This is a genomic window from Mucilaginibacter sp. GW822-FHT03E02 (assembly GCF_058801545.1).
On the sequence record NZ_JBXANJ010000002.1, the window covers coordinates 908,534 to 923,901 of the forward strand.

The window sequence follows — 15,368 nt, forward strand, 5'->3', positions numbered from 1 at the left end:
TTATTGTATGAAAAAACTGCTACTTATTATTGTTTTATTTATTGGTGCTCAACACATTATAAAGGCCCAGGATTTTGAAGGGAGTGTAACCACCGAAGACCTTGAACTAAAAAAATACGCAAAAGACACCTCGGCACACGCCCTTTTCCTGAATGAATTTGGGAAAACCCGGATAGATATGGTAAGCGACGACCATGTACGCCTGATATTTGATTACCATGCCCGCATAAAAATATTTGATACAAAAGGGCTTGAACACGGCACCATTGAGATACCTTTTCATCACAGCGCAAACGGAGAAACAACCGAAGAGGTAGTTGATATAACAGGTACCACCTATTACCGTGACGATGATGGCCTGATGCGGAGCGCCCCGCTGGATGTAAAAAAGGTGTATACTGTAAAAGATTACCAATACCGCAGTACTGTAAAGTTTGCCTTACCTGCCTTACGGCCGGGTTGCGTTATTGACTTTAAGTACAAACTAACCTCGCCTTATATTGATGAATTTAGGAATTGGGATTTCCAGGACGAGATACCTAAAGCCCATTCAAAATATGATGTACATATTCCTGCGTTTTGGGTGTTTAACGCCTCATTACGCGGCGGTCAGAAACTTTCAAAATCCACATCGGAGGTTGAAAGGGAATGCTTTTCATCACATGGCGCCAAATGCGATTGTTCATATATCACCTATGAGATGACAGATATCCCGGCTTTTGTATCTGAAGATTATATGACATCGCCCAAAAACTTTCTATCGGCTATATATTTTGATGAGGTTGAATGGACTAACCCATACACCGGGGCCAAAACCGTTGTATCTAAAACATGGAAAGATATTGAGCACCAGCTAAAAACCGATGATTATTTTGGCTCGCAGTTTAAACGCAAAGAATTGATGAAAGACAGGATAGCACCGGTAATAGCCGGTAAAACCGACGAGCTTGAAAAAGCAAAGGCAATTTATGCTTACCTGCAAAAGTGGTTTAAATGGAATGACATTACATCGCTATACAGCCCCGACGGTATAAAAAAAGCATATGAAGCACATACGGGCACTATTGGTGATATTAACCTTGCTCTTGGGGCAGCCTTAAGGGCGGCCGACCTTAATACCGAGCTTGTAGTACTATCAACCCGTAACAACGGCAATATTAATATGCTTTACCCCGTAATTAACGATTTTAATTACGTGATTGCCAAAGTGAATATTGGCGATAAAAGCTACTTGCTTGATGCTACAGACCCGCTGTTATCATTTGGCCTGTTACCATTAAAATGCCTTAATGACAAAGGGCGGGTAATAAATCTTGATAAACCATCTTACTGGATGGAGTTAAGCGGGCTTCAAAAAGAATCGACAACCAGGGCACTTGATTTAACCTTACTTGACAACGGTAAGCTAAAAGGCACCATTACCAACTATTACCGCGGATATAACGCCTATGAAAAGCGGAAAGCCATCAAAAAATTCAACTCTGTTGACGAATATATTGAAAGCCAGGACGAAAAACTCCCTAAACTAAAAATCCTGAAATCAAATATATCAAACCTGGATAGCCTTGACATGCCGCTTGGCGAAACTTTTGAAGTTGAAATTGACGCTTATGACAATACTAACCACAACAGGCTGGTGTTTAACCCTTTTTTATGGGAAAAAATTACCAAAAATCCGTTTAAGCTGGCCGAAAGGGATTACCCTGTAGATTGGGGAATGGCATCTGACGAGAGGTTGATATTAACTATGCGGCTACCGCAGGGATATACCGTTGAAACGCCACCACAAACAGTAGCCTTTAAAATGCCTGGCGATGGCGGCTTGTATGCAACCAGCTTTGAAAATGTGGATAATACTTTCACCTTTTCAAATATCACCAAATTCACCAAACCTATTTATACATCTGAAGAATATCCTTATCTTAAAGAATTGTATAACAAAATAATACTTACAGAAAAGGCAGATATGGTTTTCAAGAAAAAATAATGAAAGTACTTACATCGCTTATTTTATTATTTGCATCCGTATTGAGCGCAAACGCGCAGGAAAATTATGATGCATCGCTGATACCTAAAGATTTGCTACCCTATGCCAGCGCCGTTATACGGAGTAACGACATGAACATTGAGGTAAAAGACCTGGATAATACCTATTACCGTATTAAAACCGCGGTAACCATATTAAATAAAAATGGCGACGATGAAGCCGAAATTGTGATATTTCACGATAAAGCGAACGTGATTAAAAACATAAAAGGATTGGTTTATAACCAATTTGGCAAACCTATTGGCAAGTTTTCTGAAAGTGATTTCCAGGACGACGGCGCGGTAAGTCGCTCGGCTTTGTTTGAAGATACCAAGGTAAAACACTTTCAGCCTGCTGTAACTGATTATCCTTACACGGTTGTTTATGAATATGAATATAAATCGAAGCAATCATTAAGCTTCCAGGATTGGGAGCCTAAACCATCAGTTGACGTGTCTATTGAAAAAAGCGCTTATACATTTAGCTGCAAACCCGATTTTAAAATCAGATACAAAGAAATTAACATGCCCTCGCATTTGGTTGAAGGTACAAATAAACAGGGCGAAAAGACCTATAGCTGGCAGATAAGTAATATTAAAGCATCAAAATCTGAGCCTTACAGTCCTGTTTATGAAAAGATGAGCAGCAGGGTGAAAATTTCGCCTGCGTCGGAATTTAATTACCTTGGCGTAACGGGCTCTTTTAATGACTGGAACGGCATGGGTAAATGGATCTATGATAAATTGCTATCGTCGCGCAAGGCATTACCCCCAAGCACTATTTACAAGATGCAGGAAATAACCCAGGGTATTACCAATCCTAAAGACAAAGCCAAAAAGATATATGAATATATGCAGGGCAAAACACATTACATTAGCGTGCAGGTTGGTATAGGCGGCTATCAGCCGTTTTTAGCAAGCGACGTTGATGCGCAAAATTATGGCGATTGTAAAGCCCTGGTAAACTATACGCAATCACTTTTTAAGGCCGTAGACATCGATTCTTATTACTGTATTGTAAAGTCGGGAACCCTAAAACGCAGCCCGCTTACAGATTTTGCGAGCATGAACCAGTTTGACCACGTAATCCTGTGCCTGCCTTTTAAAAACGACACCACCTTTTTAGAATGTACCAGCCAGCAAATTCCTTTTGGCTTTCTGAGTGATTTTACCGACGACCGCGACGTATTAGCCTGCACGCCAGAAGGCGGTAAATTGATACATACCCCAAAATACCCGGCAAAAACCAATACACAGCAATGCAAGGCCGATTTTACCCTGGCTGCCGACGGAACATTGTCGGGCAGTATGCTTACCAGTTTTAAAGGCTTGCAATATGATAACCGTACCTACCTGCTTACCGAGCCACCAAAAGAACAAGTGAAAATACTCCAGAAAATTTACGCTATTAATAACCTGGATATAGAAAAATTTGATTTTAAGGACGATAAAAACATCCACCCAAGCCTCACAGAAACAATCAAACTAACTGCCCCGGATTATGGGTCGGCCGTTAATGGTAAAATAGACTTTTTGGCCAATGCCACCAACAGAAAAGATAATACCCCGCGCGAGGTACGCAACAGGCATTATGATTTATACATTAACACGGGTTATACCGATGAAGACGAAATTACCTACACCCTACCCAAAGGGTATCATGTAGATATGCGGCCGGCCAGTATTTCGCTCGAAAAACCATTTGGCAATTTCTCGGTATCTGCCACTGTTGTCGGAAACCAGTTAATTTATAAGCGAAAGCTGCAAATAATTGACGGTACCTACAGTAAAGAACTATACCAGGCCTTTGTAGATTTTTACCAATCGGTAAGCGAAACCGACAACAGCAATGTAACGCTGATTAAAGATAACTAAATATCACGATGCCCAGGATGATACCAATAATCATGACCAGGTAAAGGGTGATCTCGTTACCGGCAAACTTTTTATATTTAGTCCAAAACGAGTATTCTTCTTTTTGCTTTGACATAAGGTTGCAAAAATATTCTTTTTTGGACTTTTAGACGAAGTATTTTGCGACTATTAGATTTCAGAACGACGGACTACCAGTATTTTGGAGAACGAAAATTATTTTACAGACTTTACTTCAAGCATTATATTTTAATGTCATTCGTATTTTTCTGTCGAATGCATCGGATTCCTCTACCGACAAAGGTTTTATATCAGCAATAATTATAATCCCATCATTATGCAATAATGCCTTGTAAACCTGACCCGATAATTTTTTCAAAATCTCTTTGACGTTCGTTCTAAACACCTCTTTACAAAATTGCGAATCGTAAAAAACTACGGGATAAATCCGGACAATACTTTTTCTAAGATTTTTATTCCTTGATCGTTCAAAATCTTTATAGATAAGCATTTCGTTAAAAATATCTGCCCTGTATGCTCCAAATGCTATAATGTAGTGCGGAAAAACGGTATTAATTAAGAATTCATAATCTATTTTTTTGGAATTAAATTCGATATAAATTCGATCGTCCGAAGAGTGATGATCATCTAATCTATTCCTGTACCTATAAAAGATACTCATTTTAACTCCGTTCGTTAGGAACTTCGTGATATTGGCTGTGGCGGTAAACTCTTCTCCAAATTGCGGAGTATCGATATCGACATTCTCCTGTATTCCCCATGGAATACCAATTTGTTTTAAAAACCCAACAAACCTTTCGTGTTTTAATTCAGCTGATTCTGCCAAATTACACCTGCTATTAATTTCAAAAATGCATTTCATTTAACAATCAGACTTAGACAAAATAAAATCTTGAAACTTAATGGTAATTACTCGATATTAAAAAGTCTAATTTGCTTGCGCAGTCCCCTCATCCACAGAGCCTGCTCTTGAAAAGTATTTATACAATGATGGGTCGCGAAGTTTTACGATAATTACGCCGCGCCTTGAACTGGCATGCACTACATATCCGTTTTGCAGGTAAACGCCCACGTGGCTAAACTGCTTGCCGTCAAAATCGAAGAAAACCAGGTCGCCTTCTTTTAGTTCGTCTTCATATTTGCGTTTAATAACGGTTATTTGCTTGCTGGTCATGCGGGGGATGGTGATGCCATATACCTCCTGCTCCAGCAAAAAGGCCAGTCCTGAACAATCCACACCATCTTTATCAAGGCCACCAAATTTGTAGGGGGTGCCCATCCATTGCTCGATAAAGGCATACAGCCTGCCATTTTCAATATCGCTTTTATTTACCCCCATAATTTCTGAGTATTTAGAGGCGATGTCTCCATCCGGTTTTACCATTTCGCCCGGCCGGCCACGCATAGCTGCCTTGCGGGTGTGGCAAGAGGTTAATACTATCGGCACAAAAAACAAAACGAAGCAGTAGAAAAGTAGGCGATGTTTGGTCATGCTGCAAATGTAGAATTTAAAAGCGATGGCAAAATATGGATGTTTTTAACAATTTAACATTTCAGATGTGCAAATTTCAGATTCCAGATGTGCAGATGTTTTATAAAATATAAAACGGCCTACCTTTCCATCTGCACATCTAAAATCTGCACATCTGAAATCTAAGACTTTATCACCCTTTGTATTTCATCCAGCTTCATCAGCGCCTCAACGGGTGTTAACGTATTTACATCGAGGTTGTTCAGCGTATCGCGGATTTTTACCAGTACCGGGTCGTCTATCGAGAACATTTGCATCTGCACGGCCTGCTTTTGCACCTTGCGGATGCTTTCTTTGATGTGCTCTCCTCCTGTCCGTTCGTTTTCCAGTTTCTTCAGAATTTCGTTGGCGCGGGTCAGCACTTTTTGGGGCATCCCGGCAAGCTTGGCTACGTGGATCCCGAAGCTATGCTCGCTGCCGCCGGGTACCAGCTTACGCAGGAAAATGATTTGCTGACCAACTTCCTTTACCGATACGTTGAAGTTTTTGATGCGGTTAAACGTGTTGCTCAACTCGTTCAGTTCGTGATAGTGGGTGGCAAACAGCGTTTTGGCCTTTGCTGTTGGGTGGTTGTGCAGGTATTCGGCAATAGACCAGGCAATGGAAATACCATCATAAGTTGAGGTACCACGGCCGATCTCGTCAAGCAGGATCAAACTCCTGTCGGACAAGTTATTCAGGATACTTGCCGTCTCGTTCATCTCCACCATAAAGGTTGATTCGCCCGACGACAGGTTATCCGATGCCCCTACCCTGGTAAATATCTTGTCGACCAACCCAATCGAAGCCGATTTGGCCGGTACAAAGCAGCCCATCTGCGCCATCAATACAATTAAACCGGTTTGCCTGAGCAACGCCGACTTACCCGCCATGTTGGGCCCGGTAATGATGATGATTTGCTGCGTTTCCGAATCCAGGTATACATCGTTTGTGATATAGCTTTCGCCCAGCGGCAGGTTCTTTTCAATCACGGGGTGGCGGCCACCTTTAATGTCGAGCACTTTACTCTCGTTCATCTGGGGTTTGGCATAATAGTTTTTGATGGATATATGCGCAAAATTAAGCAGCACATCCAAACGGGCTATCAGCTGCGCATTCAGCTGAATAGGCTTTATATATTCGGCCAGCGAATACAACAAATCATTATAAAGGCGGGTTTCAATCACCAGGATCTTTTCCTCGGCGCCTAAAATCTGCTCTTCGTATTCTTTTAGCTCGGGGGTAATATAGCGCTCGGCATTAACCAAAGTTTGCTTGCGGATCCACTCCGAAGGCACCTTATCGCGGTGGCTATGCGTCACCTCAAGGTAATATCCAAAAACGTTATTAAACGATACTTTAAGCGAAGGGATGCCCGTAGCTTCAGCCTCGCGTTTTTGTATCTCCAGCAGGTATCCTTTGCCGCCAAACGCTATTTTACGTAGCCTGTCCAGTTCCTCGTTAATCCCCTCGTTCATCACCGATCCTTTTACGATCATTACCGGCGGCTCGGGGTTTAACTCACGTTCTATTTTCTCGCAGATAGTTACGCAGGGATTTAACTGCTCGCCAATAGCACGTAATGGCAGGCTCTCAGATGCTTCAGCAGTTTTTTTGATGGAGCCGATAGCCATCAGTGCTTTTTTAAGCTGGCAAACCTCGCGCGGGTTGGCTTTTTGTAAACCTATCTTGCTGATTAACCGCTCCAGGTCGCCTATCTGGCGGATGCAGTTTTGCAGGTTTTCGCGCAGCTCTTCGTGCTCAATCATGTACTCTACAACGCCCAGGCGGTCGTTTATAGGCTTAATTTCCTTAAGAGGCATCACAATCCACCTGCGCAGCAAACGCGCACCCATGGGCGAGCAGGTATGGTCAAGCACATCAACCAGGGTAAGGGCATTATCATTGGTCGATCCTACCAGTTCCAGGTTGCGTACGCTAAACCTGTCCAGCCATAAATACCGGTCTTCTTCTATCCGGCCAATGGCACTGATGTGCTGCAGGTTGCGGTGCTCCGTCTCATTTAAATAATGTATGGCTACACCTGCGGCTATGATACCGAGGTTAAGCTTATCTATCCCAAAACCTTTTAACGATTTTACACCAAAGTGCTTCAGCAGCGTCTCGGTCGCGTAATCACCGCTGTAGGGCCATTCATCAAGGGCATAGGTGTAAAAGCGGTCGCCATAGTTATCCTTAAAATCGCGGGTGCGGCTTTTAGGGTAAATAACCTCGCTGGGCGAAAAACTTTGCAGCAGCTTATCAATATAATCGCTGTTGCCCTGTGCTGTCCAGAACTCGCCTGTCGAAATATCGATGAGGGCAATGCCTATGCTGTTTTTTTCAAAATGCAGCGATGCCAGGTAGTTATTGCTTTTTTGATTTAGGATATTGTCATTGGTAGCTACCCCGGGCGTAACCAGCTCGGTAACACCGCGTTTGACAATAGTTTTGGTTGTTTTGGGATCTTCCAGCTGGTCGCAGATGGCTACACGTTGCCCGGCACGTACCAGCTTGGGCAGGTAGGTATCCAGCGAGTGGTGCGGAAAGCCGGCCAGCTCAATATGGGTGCCCACGCCGTTGCCCCGGCGTGTAAGTACAATGCCTAATATGCCTGCGGCTTTAACGGCGTCTTCGCCAAAAGTTTCGTAAAAATCGCCCACGCGGAACAGCAGCAGAGCACCTGGATACTTCACCTTGATGGTGTTGTATTGCTGCATTAATGGGGTTTCTTTGGTAGTGTCTTTAGCCAAGCGGTTTACTCCTTTTGTTAATCGGGTAAAGTTAATGCATTGCCCGTGGTTTTAGGGCATTGTGGAAAAGTTGGATGGATGTGGATATCCGTGTTGCTGGCCTCGGGTTGCGGGAGTCGGGTTGTGTGGTTCGGGTGCGGGGGGGGGGGATTTGAGATGCTAAAATCTCTTTTTTGCCTCGTAGAGGCCACCTACCTTAGTTCAAACGCAATTCCGCTATATTGTATGACGAATCTATTTAGAAAAACCAGGAAATAGTATAATTTTATACATAAATATTGATAAAATGAACGTAGCCGAAATCATGACCGAGCTGCAGGCTAATGGCAGCCAGAGCATCAAAAATATATTGTTAAAACATGGGGTTAAAGAGCCGTTTTTTGGGGTGAAGGTTGAATTTTTAAAAACCATCCAAAAAAAGGTTAAAAAAGATTACCAGCTGGCCAAAGATTTGTATGCCACCGGCAACGCCGATGCCATGTACCTTGCCGGCCTGATTGCCGACGATGCCAAAATGACCAAGGCCGACCTGCAAACCTGGGTTAATGAGGCGGTATCCAACAACATCAGCGAATATACGGTACCCTGGGTAGCCACCGAAGGCCAATATGGATTTGAACTGGCCCTGGAGTGGATAAATGACAGCAGGGAATACGTTGCCGCTGGGGGCTGGTCTACCTTAAGCAATATTGTTTCGTTTAAACCGGATAGCGAACTGGATTTGGGCGTATTACGGGAGTTGCTAAATCGTGTTGAGCAAACTATCCATTCATCGCCAAACCGGGTACGGTCAACCATGAACGGGTTTATCATCGCTTTGGGCACCTATGTAGATGCATTAATGGATGAAGCCATCGCCGCGGGCAATAAAATAGGGACTGTATTTGTAGATCAGAACGGAACTGCGTGCAAGGTACCGGTTGCTGTAGATTATATTGAAAAATCGCGCGCAAGACGCAAACCGGGGATGAAGAAGAAGACGGTTAAGTGTTAAAATATCTAAACGCTACCTAAGCTTCATCTGCCAAAATTTTGGCCAGCGGTCCATCTCTCGTTACCAAAGCCGAATACCCCGGCAGAGAGCCGGGTTTAAGTCTGCCTATCAAAACCCCTCTCAATAAAATCTCCACTACCCGCACTTCCTCCCCTAAGGAATCCATTGTCCAATGACACAATAGTTCCTGCCGGTTTACAATGGGTGCAATTTGTATACCTTCCTTTAAAAAAGTAAGTGGGTTTAAATAGGGTAACTCCTGTTGTTTCCAATTAATTTCTTCAGGGGCAGTTGCATTATTATAAAGCCATAAATCTCCTATAATTTCTTTGGCCAGCATAAGGTAAGCATACGCTACTTTACCATCATCTTCGATAATGATAGAATAACCTTTATTTTGATCGCAGAATAGTTGTACAAAAAATTCGGGCATATGACCTTACTATATCTCCCTTATCACCCTGCAAGGATTCCCAACCGCCACCACATTGGCCGGAATATCTTTGGTTACCACGCTGCCTGCGCCAATGGTGGTATTATCGCCAATGGTAACGCCGGGACAAACAATTACGCCACCGCCAAGCCATACATTGTTGCCTATGATTATAGGCGCAGCATATTCCGGGCCTTTTATCCGTTCGGAAGCTATAACGGGATGATAAGCGGTATACAGCTGTACATTGGGCGCCATAAATACGTTATTGCCCAGCGTTACGCGGGCACAATCCAGTATAATGCAGTTAAAGTTCAGAAACAGATTATCGCCTGCAAAAATATTAAAGCCATAATCGCAGTAAAATGGTGACTGGATATCAATGGCATTGGTAAAACCGCCCAGCAGCCCTTTTAAAACACTCCTCTTGCCCTCTTTATCATCGTAATCAAGCGCGTTATAACGGGTAAATAATTTACGCGCTTTTGAGCGACCGGCAACCAGTTCGGCATCGCTGGCATCGTACAGGTCGCCATCCAGCATTTTTTGAAGTTCGGATTTTTGCATGGTTAAATATATCAATTGCCGTTTAGGAAGCCAACGGTTGTAATATTTAAAAATTTGCATTTCAATTCAATATTTATTTACTTTGCATATCAAAGTACTTTATAAATGAAATTGAACAAAAGTTATTTCATACTTACCATACTACTCTTCATAACCGAAGTTTTAATAGGTAAATACATGCACGATAACGTCATAAGGCCTTTTGGCGGCGATTTTTTAGTGGTAATACTGTTGTATTGTTTTGTAAAAGCATTTGTTAACACACCAGTGTTGCCTACAGCGTTTGGCGTGCTGTTTTTTGCTTACGTAACCGAGGTTTCGCAATATTTTCACCTGGTAAAGTTGTTAGGCATGCAGCATTCCAAAATAGCGGCACTCTTATTGGGCACTTCCTTTTCATGGATGGATTTGCTTTGCTATACATTAGGCATAGCATTGGTAACCGGCATCGAAAAAGCACGGCCAACAAATTACTCTTCAATTAAATCAGCATAAACTCATGGAATATTTTGTAAGCGAGGATTCGATAGTGCGGAAAATTTGGGGCAAGGCCGATACCATCCTGTTTATTTTTGCTGGCGCGGCAGCCGAATTTGCGCTAAACAAAGCGGTTGACTGGCTGTACTTTACCGGCCGCCTGCCTGCCGACCCGCTTGGACGGTTATTTTCGACCGTTGAATATTCAAGGCAGATCATTTTTTCGGACCAGGAAACCGCTTTAAAAGCTATCGACAGGATAAACGCCATTCACAAAGGTGTGGAAAACAGCCGCGCGGCACAAATTCCGGATTGGGCTTACCGCGATGTGTTGTTCCTGTTGATTGATCTGTCTATCCGGTCATATGAATTATTGGAGCGCAAACTAACCCAGGCCGAAAAGGGCCAAACCTTTATGGTCTTCAACCGGGTAGGCCAGCGCATGGGGCTTGCTGGCCTACCAAAAAACTACTTTGAATACCTGGATATGCGCAATGAACATTTACAACATAACCTGGTTTGTGGCGAATTGACTTTGGATTTATACCGCCAGTACAAAAAACACCTCGGCCCTTCCCGTTACGAGGTGTTAAAACAGGCACAACTGCTGGTGGTGCCACCATTGGTAGGCAGGCATCTTCCGTTAGGAAAACTGCCCTGGCTTTTACCCGTGATATGGGCATATAAATTTTTGAGGATGCTGAAGGTGGAAACGTTTTTACGCAACGCACTGCTCCCGGTGGCTTATAAAGCCCAGATTATTAGTATGGATAATGCTTAGTCGGAAGTCCGAAAGTCGGGAAGTCGGGAAGTTAAAACATCCGACGGATCTCTTCTGGTTTTGACGTAAGACTTTCGCCTTAAGACTTCCAAACCCAGTTTGCCTTTGTCATCTTCTCGACTTGAGACTTGCGGACTTTCCGACTTGCGGACTTTCGGACTTTCCGACTTCCGGACAAACATCAGCGTAATTGCTGCGTTTCGTCATAACTTAATTGAAGGTAAGCTTCCGCTGCATTAACCGATGGCCTTAAACTAATCATTGTAATTATCAAACATGCCGAAATGAGCAAATAAAACAGGTTGCTCGTTATCAAAAAACAAACTATACCGAATAATGAAGGGCCTTCCAGCAGTGCGTATCTTACAATTAAGGACGATTGATATGCTTGCAGTTTTTCTGAAAGTGTTTTACCCGAGCCCGCCGCCTGCTGATGGAATTTACCCAATTGCTGGTTAAACAAAAAGCCGCCAACCACCGTACAGGTAATAGCCATTAAGGGCACTATGTAAAAAAACACATCGTTCCTGCTGTCTTTATAATCAAAGTATTTGATGTTTTTATTGGTTATATAAGCTACTATCATAAACAACACCTGTCCGGCTATTAAGGCCAGGTGTATAATTGATGTTGTTTTTAACGCGTTTTTGGGGTGCCCGCTGCAGGCTGTTTACTATTCATAGCAATAAGTTTAGTGCCGCATTATAGCCATTTTTTTTAAGATATAAGTTTTATATTTCCTGTTTACAGTTAAATATACAACTGTACGTTCGCGCTCACCTTTTCCATAAAAGTATCGGGCTGGATGATAACAAAGTGAATAAGGTTATATTCGTCTTTCACCTTGTTGCGGATGCGGATAATGGCATTATTAATGCCCGCCGTATCAAGGTTATCCTTAAACGAAATAATAAGCATCAGTAATACTTCGCTTGGCGATTGATAGGTTGACATGATATGCATCAGCTTTAATACATCGGCATCCTGTTCAACAATTTCGGTGATCCGTTTTTTGGTTGATAAGCCTATCCCCTCGCCCATCAACAGGCTGCGGCTTTCGCGCGCCAGTATCAGCGATACGCAAATAAGTATGATACCAACCAGCAGCGACGCTAATCCATCAAGATAGTTAATATGGTAGGTATGCCCAATAAACAGGCAAACAGCTACAATAACCAAACCCACCACCGCGGCGCTATCCTCAAACAAAACCAAGAACGTTGATGGATCTTTACTTTTAGTAATAGCCTGCCACCAGGAAAGTTCGCCCCGCAATTTATTAAACGCTTTTGCCGCTATAAAAAGCGATGAGCCTTCAAAAATTACCGAACAACCCAAAACTACATAATTCCAGGTTGGGTTACCCGGAACTTCGGGCGTGATGATATGGGCAATACCCTGGTATATGGAAACGCCCCCGCCAAGGCCAAATATGAGTATCGACACGATGAACGAATAAAAATACAGCTCCTTACCATAACCGAAAGGATGCTTTGTATCGGGCTTTTTGCGACTTTGGTGCAAGCCAAACAATAATAATACCTGGTTGGCGGTATCAACCACAGAGTGTACCCCCTCGGCTACCATAGCGGCACTGTTACTAAAAAAGCCTGCCATAAATTTGGTTAAAGCGATAAGCAAATTTGCCGCCAGCGCAGCGTAAATAGACTTGTTTGATGATGCCATACAAAACCATAAAGCGTTAACGCAATATATTGTTTTAGCAAAACGCTAATGTTGAGTGGCACACTTTTGCAGTCGCTGATGACTAAAAATGCTGGTAGTTTTTTTGTTCAAAAAAAGAGTTATCACAATTAATGAAAACTAAAGTTTATCGGCACTGTTATCATTTAAGTTAATTTATTAATGTTAAAATAAATTATTATGAAAAATTTGAAGTTAACAGCAGCAGCTGTAGCATTATCATTTGCATGTTCGGTAGTTTTTGCCGCCAATCATACGGCCATCAATGGCACCGACAACAACCGAATTATTGTGAAAAACGGGATGGTAACTGATACCATACCGGGCAAAAAGAAAAAGACGCCAAAAACACCTGCTCCGGCGCCAACGCCGGCACCTGTGCCGTCGCCAACACCAACACCTACCGACCCGGCACCTGTTCCGTCGCCAACACCAGCACCAAATCCGAGCCCTACGCCCACTCCGAGCCCAACCCCGACTCCCAACCCTGCACCTACGCCAAACCCAAGTCCTACGCCTACGCCTACGCCCACACCTATGCCTACAACTCCCTCGCCTACAAAACCAGCTTAGTACCTGGTATTTTAGTTGTAGCCCGGGAAGGGCGGTTTTGACTTTAGCTAAATCATGAATAAAAATATTAAAGCCCCCTGTTTTTCAACAAGGGGCTTTAATATTTTGCAAAATACCTGGCTATGCCCGGCTATAAATTGCCATCCCCTAATTGATATGGTAATTTATCGAAAGTGCCTAAAAGTATCTGCGATATTTCTATGGATTGATAGCTTCCATCAGGATTAAGATTAACTTTTTTTGAGGTAAACGAATACGTTCCGGTAATTACTTTGGCAACCGTATCAATTGCAGTTATGGTAGCCAATCCGGAGCCCGGTTCAACAGTGCCGGTTTGTACAAACACATAAACGCCTGCATCATTTCTTTGTTGGGTGTAATAAGCCATGTTTAATTTTCCCGTGCCATCTACTTTGTAAGTAGCCAAAGGAAAACTATTAGTATTTGTACTGTTAGGCACATTGATATTAAAGATAACCCGCTTTGAATTGGCAGTACCAATTACCGAAAAGGTTTTAACTTTTGTAGTACTGTTAAAAGTAATCCGTGCGGTAACCGTATCCGGGTACCAAACAACACCATTAATATTTGCAGCCAGTATTTTATCAGATGTGGTAGAAGCAGAAGTAACAACGTCTTTTTTACAGCCTTGGAAGTAGATAGCCGATATAAGTAACAGAACAATAAGTTGAATTTTCCTCATATATAAATTTTGTGCAAACAATACGCCTTGCAGATTTTATGCAAATAACGCTCTTTGCAGATTAATAATTACAACCAATGTTAATTTTTTCACATATTTTAACATTCGGCGGTTTTGGGCGAAATTATTTGAGGCTGGCATTTATCAAACAAATGGTTTTATTTAGGCATATTAGGCGTTTAATTTTATAAACATGATTCACGTAAACGAATATTTTGAAGGCACAGTAAAATCGCTGGGTTATACCAGTGCCGAAGGGAAAAGCACTATCGGTGTAATGGAAAAAGGTGAGTACGAATTTGGCACATCGAGCCATGAGAGTATGACCATTATTGAGGGCCAGCTGGAGGTGTTGTTACCCGGCGAAGAAGAATGGGAAAGCTATACGGCCGGCCAATCATTTGAAGTTGAGGCCAATACCAAATTCAAAGTAAAAACAAACGTACAAAGCTCCTATTTGTGTAAATACAGGTAAGTAGCTACTATTGTAACATTTAAGCTTAGCGGCGCTCTAATAATCATAAATTAAATAAAACAATGGATACTTCGCTTATTACAACCAGTACCGGGTTAGACGGGTACCGGATAGTTAAACATTTAGGTGTTGTACGTGGCATTACCGTACGCAGCCGAAGCGCGCTTGGCAATATTGCTGGTGGTTTTCAGTCGCTTTTTGGCGGCAGGCTTTCTATTTATGTCGAGCTTTGCGAAAATGCCCGAGAAGAAGCCTACCAGCTTTTAATTCAGCATGCACAGGCTATTGGGGCAAATGCCATTATCAATATGCGTTACGACGCTAACGAAGTGATGCAGGGCATTACCGAAGTATTGGCATACGGTACTGCTGTTGTGGTTGAAAAAGTTTGATTAAACGCATTAATACAACAGCCCAAAGTCTTAAGCTACAAGTTAAATTCTGCTTAAGACTTTGGGCTATACCGTTTATTGTAAGGTT

General features: G+C 42.6%; 17 protein-coding genes. 8 read left to right on the forward strand and 9 right to left on the reverse strand.

Translation table 11 applies throughout. From position 1 onward, the window contains the following. The first annotated feature begins 7 nt into the window (after positions 1-7). Both AC1RM2_RS30480 and AC1RM2_RS30485 read left to right on the forward strand, forming a co-directional pair. Positions 8-1,987 carry a DUF3858 domain-containing protein gene (locus AC1RM2_RS30480; protein ID WP_492988912.1) on the forward strand — a complete coding sequence of 660 codons (1,980 nt, stop codon included), beginning with the start codon at positions 8-10 and terminating at the stop codon, positions 1,985-1,987. Further along, positions 1,987-3,900, forward strand: coding sequence for a DUF3857 domain-containing protein (locus AC1RM2_RS30485; protein WP_492988913.1), 1,914 nt, complete (start codon positions 1,987-1,989; stop codon positions 3,898-3,900). The genes AC1RM2_RS30480 and AC1RM2_RS30485 overlap by 1 nt, the downstream gene beginning before the upstream one ends. Here the strand turns inward: AC1RM2_RS30485 and AC1RM2_RS30490 are convergent. The 4 genes from AC1RM2_RS30490 to mutS form a co-directional block, all read right to left on the reverse strand. Further along, the gene (locus AC1RM2_RS30490) at positions 3,887-4,015 is read right to left on the reverse strand and encodes a hypothetical protein (protein ID WP_255369896.1); all 129 of its coding nucleotides are present in this window, start codon (positions 4,013-4,015) and stop codon (positions 3,887-3,889) included. The genes AC1RM2_RS30485 and AC1RM2_RS30490 overlap by 14 nt on opposite strands. 117 nt (positions 4,016-4,132) lie before the next feature. Further along, entirely contained in the window at positions 4,133-4,744 is a 612-nt protein-coding gene (locus AC1RM2_RS30495) for a hypothetical protein (protein ID WP_492988914.1), read from the reverse strand. Between the two features lie 102 nt (positions 4,745-4,846). After that, positions 4,847-5,410: a C40 family peptidase gene (locus AC1RM2_RS30500; protein WP_492988915.1), complete on the reverse strand. Its 564-nt coding sequence runs from the start codon at positions 5,408-5,410 to the stop codon at positions 4,847-4,849. A gap of 161 nt (positions 5,411-5,571) precedes the next feature. Further along, positions 5,572-8,181 (reverse strand): DNA mismatch repair protein MutS, encoded by a 2,610-nt coding sequence (mutS, locus tag AC1RM2_RS30505; RefSeq protein ID WP_492988916.1) that lies wholly within the window; start codon positions 8,179-8,181, stop codon positions 5,572-5,574. Positions 8,182-8,467: 286 nt separating this feature from the next. Here mutS and AC1RM2_RS30510 point away from each other — a divergent pair, with 286 nt between their 5' ends. Beyond that, positions 8,468-9,175 (forward strand): DNA alkylation repair protein, encoded by a 708-nt coding sequence (locus AC1RM2_RS30510; protein ID WP_492988917.1) that lies wholly within the window; start codon positions 8,468-8,470, stop codon positions 9,173-9,175. Between the two features lie 16 nt (positions 9,176-9,191). Here the strand turns inward: AC1RM2_RS30510 and AC1RM2_RS30515 are convergent, their stop codons facing one another. After that, positions 9,192-9,608, reverse strand: a complete 417-nt coding sequence (locus AC1RM2_RS30515; protein WP_492988918.1) for a hypothetical protein — start codon at positions 9,606-9,608, stop codon at positions 9,192-9,194. Positions 9,609-9,617: 9 nt separating this feature from the next. Next, positions 9,618-10,175, reverse strand: coding sequence for a sugar O-acetyltransferase (locus AC1RM2_RS30520; RefSeq protein WP_492988919.1), 558 nt, complete (start codon positions 10,173-10,175; stop codon positions 9,618-9,620). 105 nt (positions 10,176-10,280) lie between these two features. Here AC1RM2_RS30520 and AC1RM2_RS30525 point away from each other — a divergent pair, with 105 nt between their 5' ends. Both AC1RM2_RS30525 and AC1RM2_RS30530 read left to right on the forward strand, forming a co-directional pair. After that, on the forward strand, positions 10,281-10,670 hold the full coding sequence (locus tag AC1RM2_RS30525) for a ribosomal maturation YjgA family protein (protein ID WP_492988921.1): 390 nt from the start codon (positions 10,281-10,283) through the stop codon (positions 10,668-10,670). 4 nt (positions 10,671-10,674) lie between these two features. Continuing rightward, entirely contained in the window at positions 10,675-11,433 is a 759-nt protein-coding gene (locus AC1RM2_RS30530) for an oxygenase MpaB family protein (protein ID WP_492988922.1), read from the forward strand. 181 nt (positions 11,434-11,614) lie between these two features. Here the strand turns inward: AC1RM2_RS30530 and AC1RM2_RS30535 are convergent, their stop codons facing one another. Beyond that, on the reverse strand, positions 11,615-12,019 hold the full coding sequence (locus tag AC1RM2_RS30535; RefSeq protein WP_492988923.1) for a hypothetical protein: 405 nt from the start codon (positions 12,017-12,019) through the stop codon (positions 11,615-11,617). 164 nt (positions 12,020-12,183) lie between these two features. Then, positions 12,184-13,119: a cation diffusion facilitator family transporter gene (locus tag AC1RM2_RS30540; protein WP_492988924.1), complete on the reverse strand. Its 936-nt coding sequence runs from the start codon at positions 13,117-13,119 to the stop codon at positions 12,184-12,186. Positions 13,120-13,317: 198 nt separating this feature from the next. Between AC1RM2_RS30540 and AC1RM2_RS30545 the strand changes: the two genes are divergently transcribed. Beyond that, a complete protein-coding gene (locus tag AC1RM2_RS30545) occupies positions 13,318-13,710 on the forward strand; it encodes a hypothetical protein (RefSeq protein ID WP_492988925.1) in 393 nt (130 codons plus the stop codon). Between the two features lie 130 nt (positions 13,711-13,840). On the opposite strand, the gene AC1RM2_RS30550 is transcribed toward AC1RM2_RS30545, so the two are convergent. Continuing rightward, positions 13,841-14,413, reverse strand: a complete 573-nt coding sequence (locus AC1RM2_RS30550; protein ID WP_492988926.1) for a hypothetical protein — start codon at positions 14,411-14,413, stop codon at positions 13,841-13,843. A gap of 193 nt (positions 14,414-14,606) precedes the next feature. On the opposite strand from AC1RM2_RS30550, the gene ppnP reads away from it, so the two are divergent. Continuing rightward, on the forward strand, positions 14,607-14,888 hold the full coding sequence (gene ppnP / locus AC1RM2_RS30555) for a pyrimidine/purine nucleoside phosphorylase (RefSeq protein WP_492988927.1): 282 nt from the start codon (positions 14,607-14,609) through the stop codon (positions 14,886-14,888). 62 nt (positions 14,889-14,950) lie between these two features. After that, the gene (locus AC1RM2_RS30560) at positions 14,951-15,280 is read left to right on the forward strand and encodes a YbjQ family protein (protein WP_090652012.1); all 330 of its coding nucleotides are present in this window, start codon (positions 14,951-14,953) and stop codon (positions 15,278-15,280) included. The last annotated feature ends 88 nt before the right edge of the window (positions 15,281-15,368 follow it).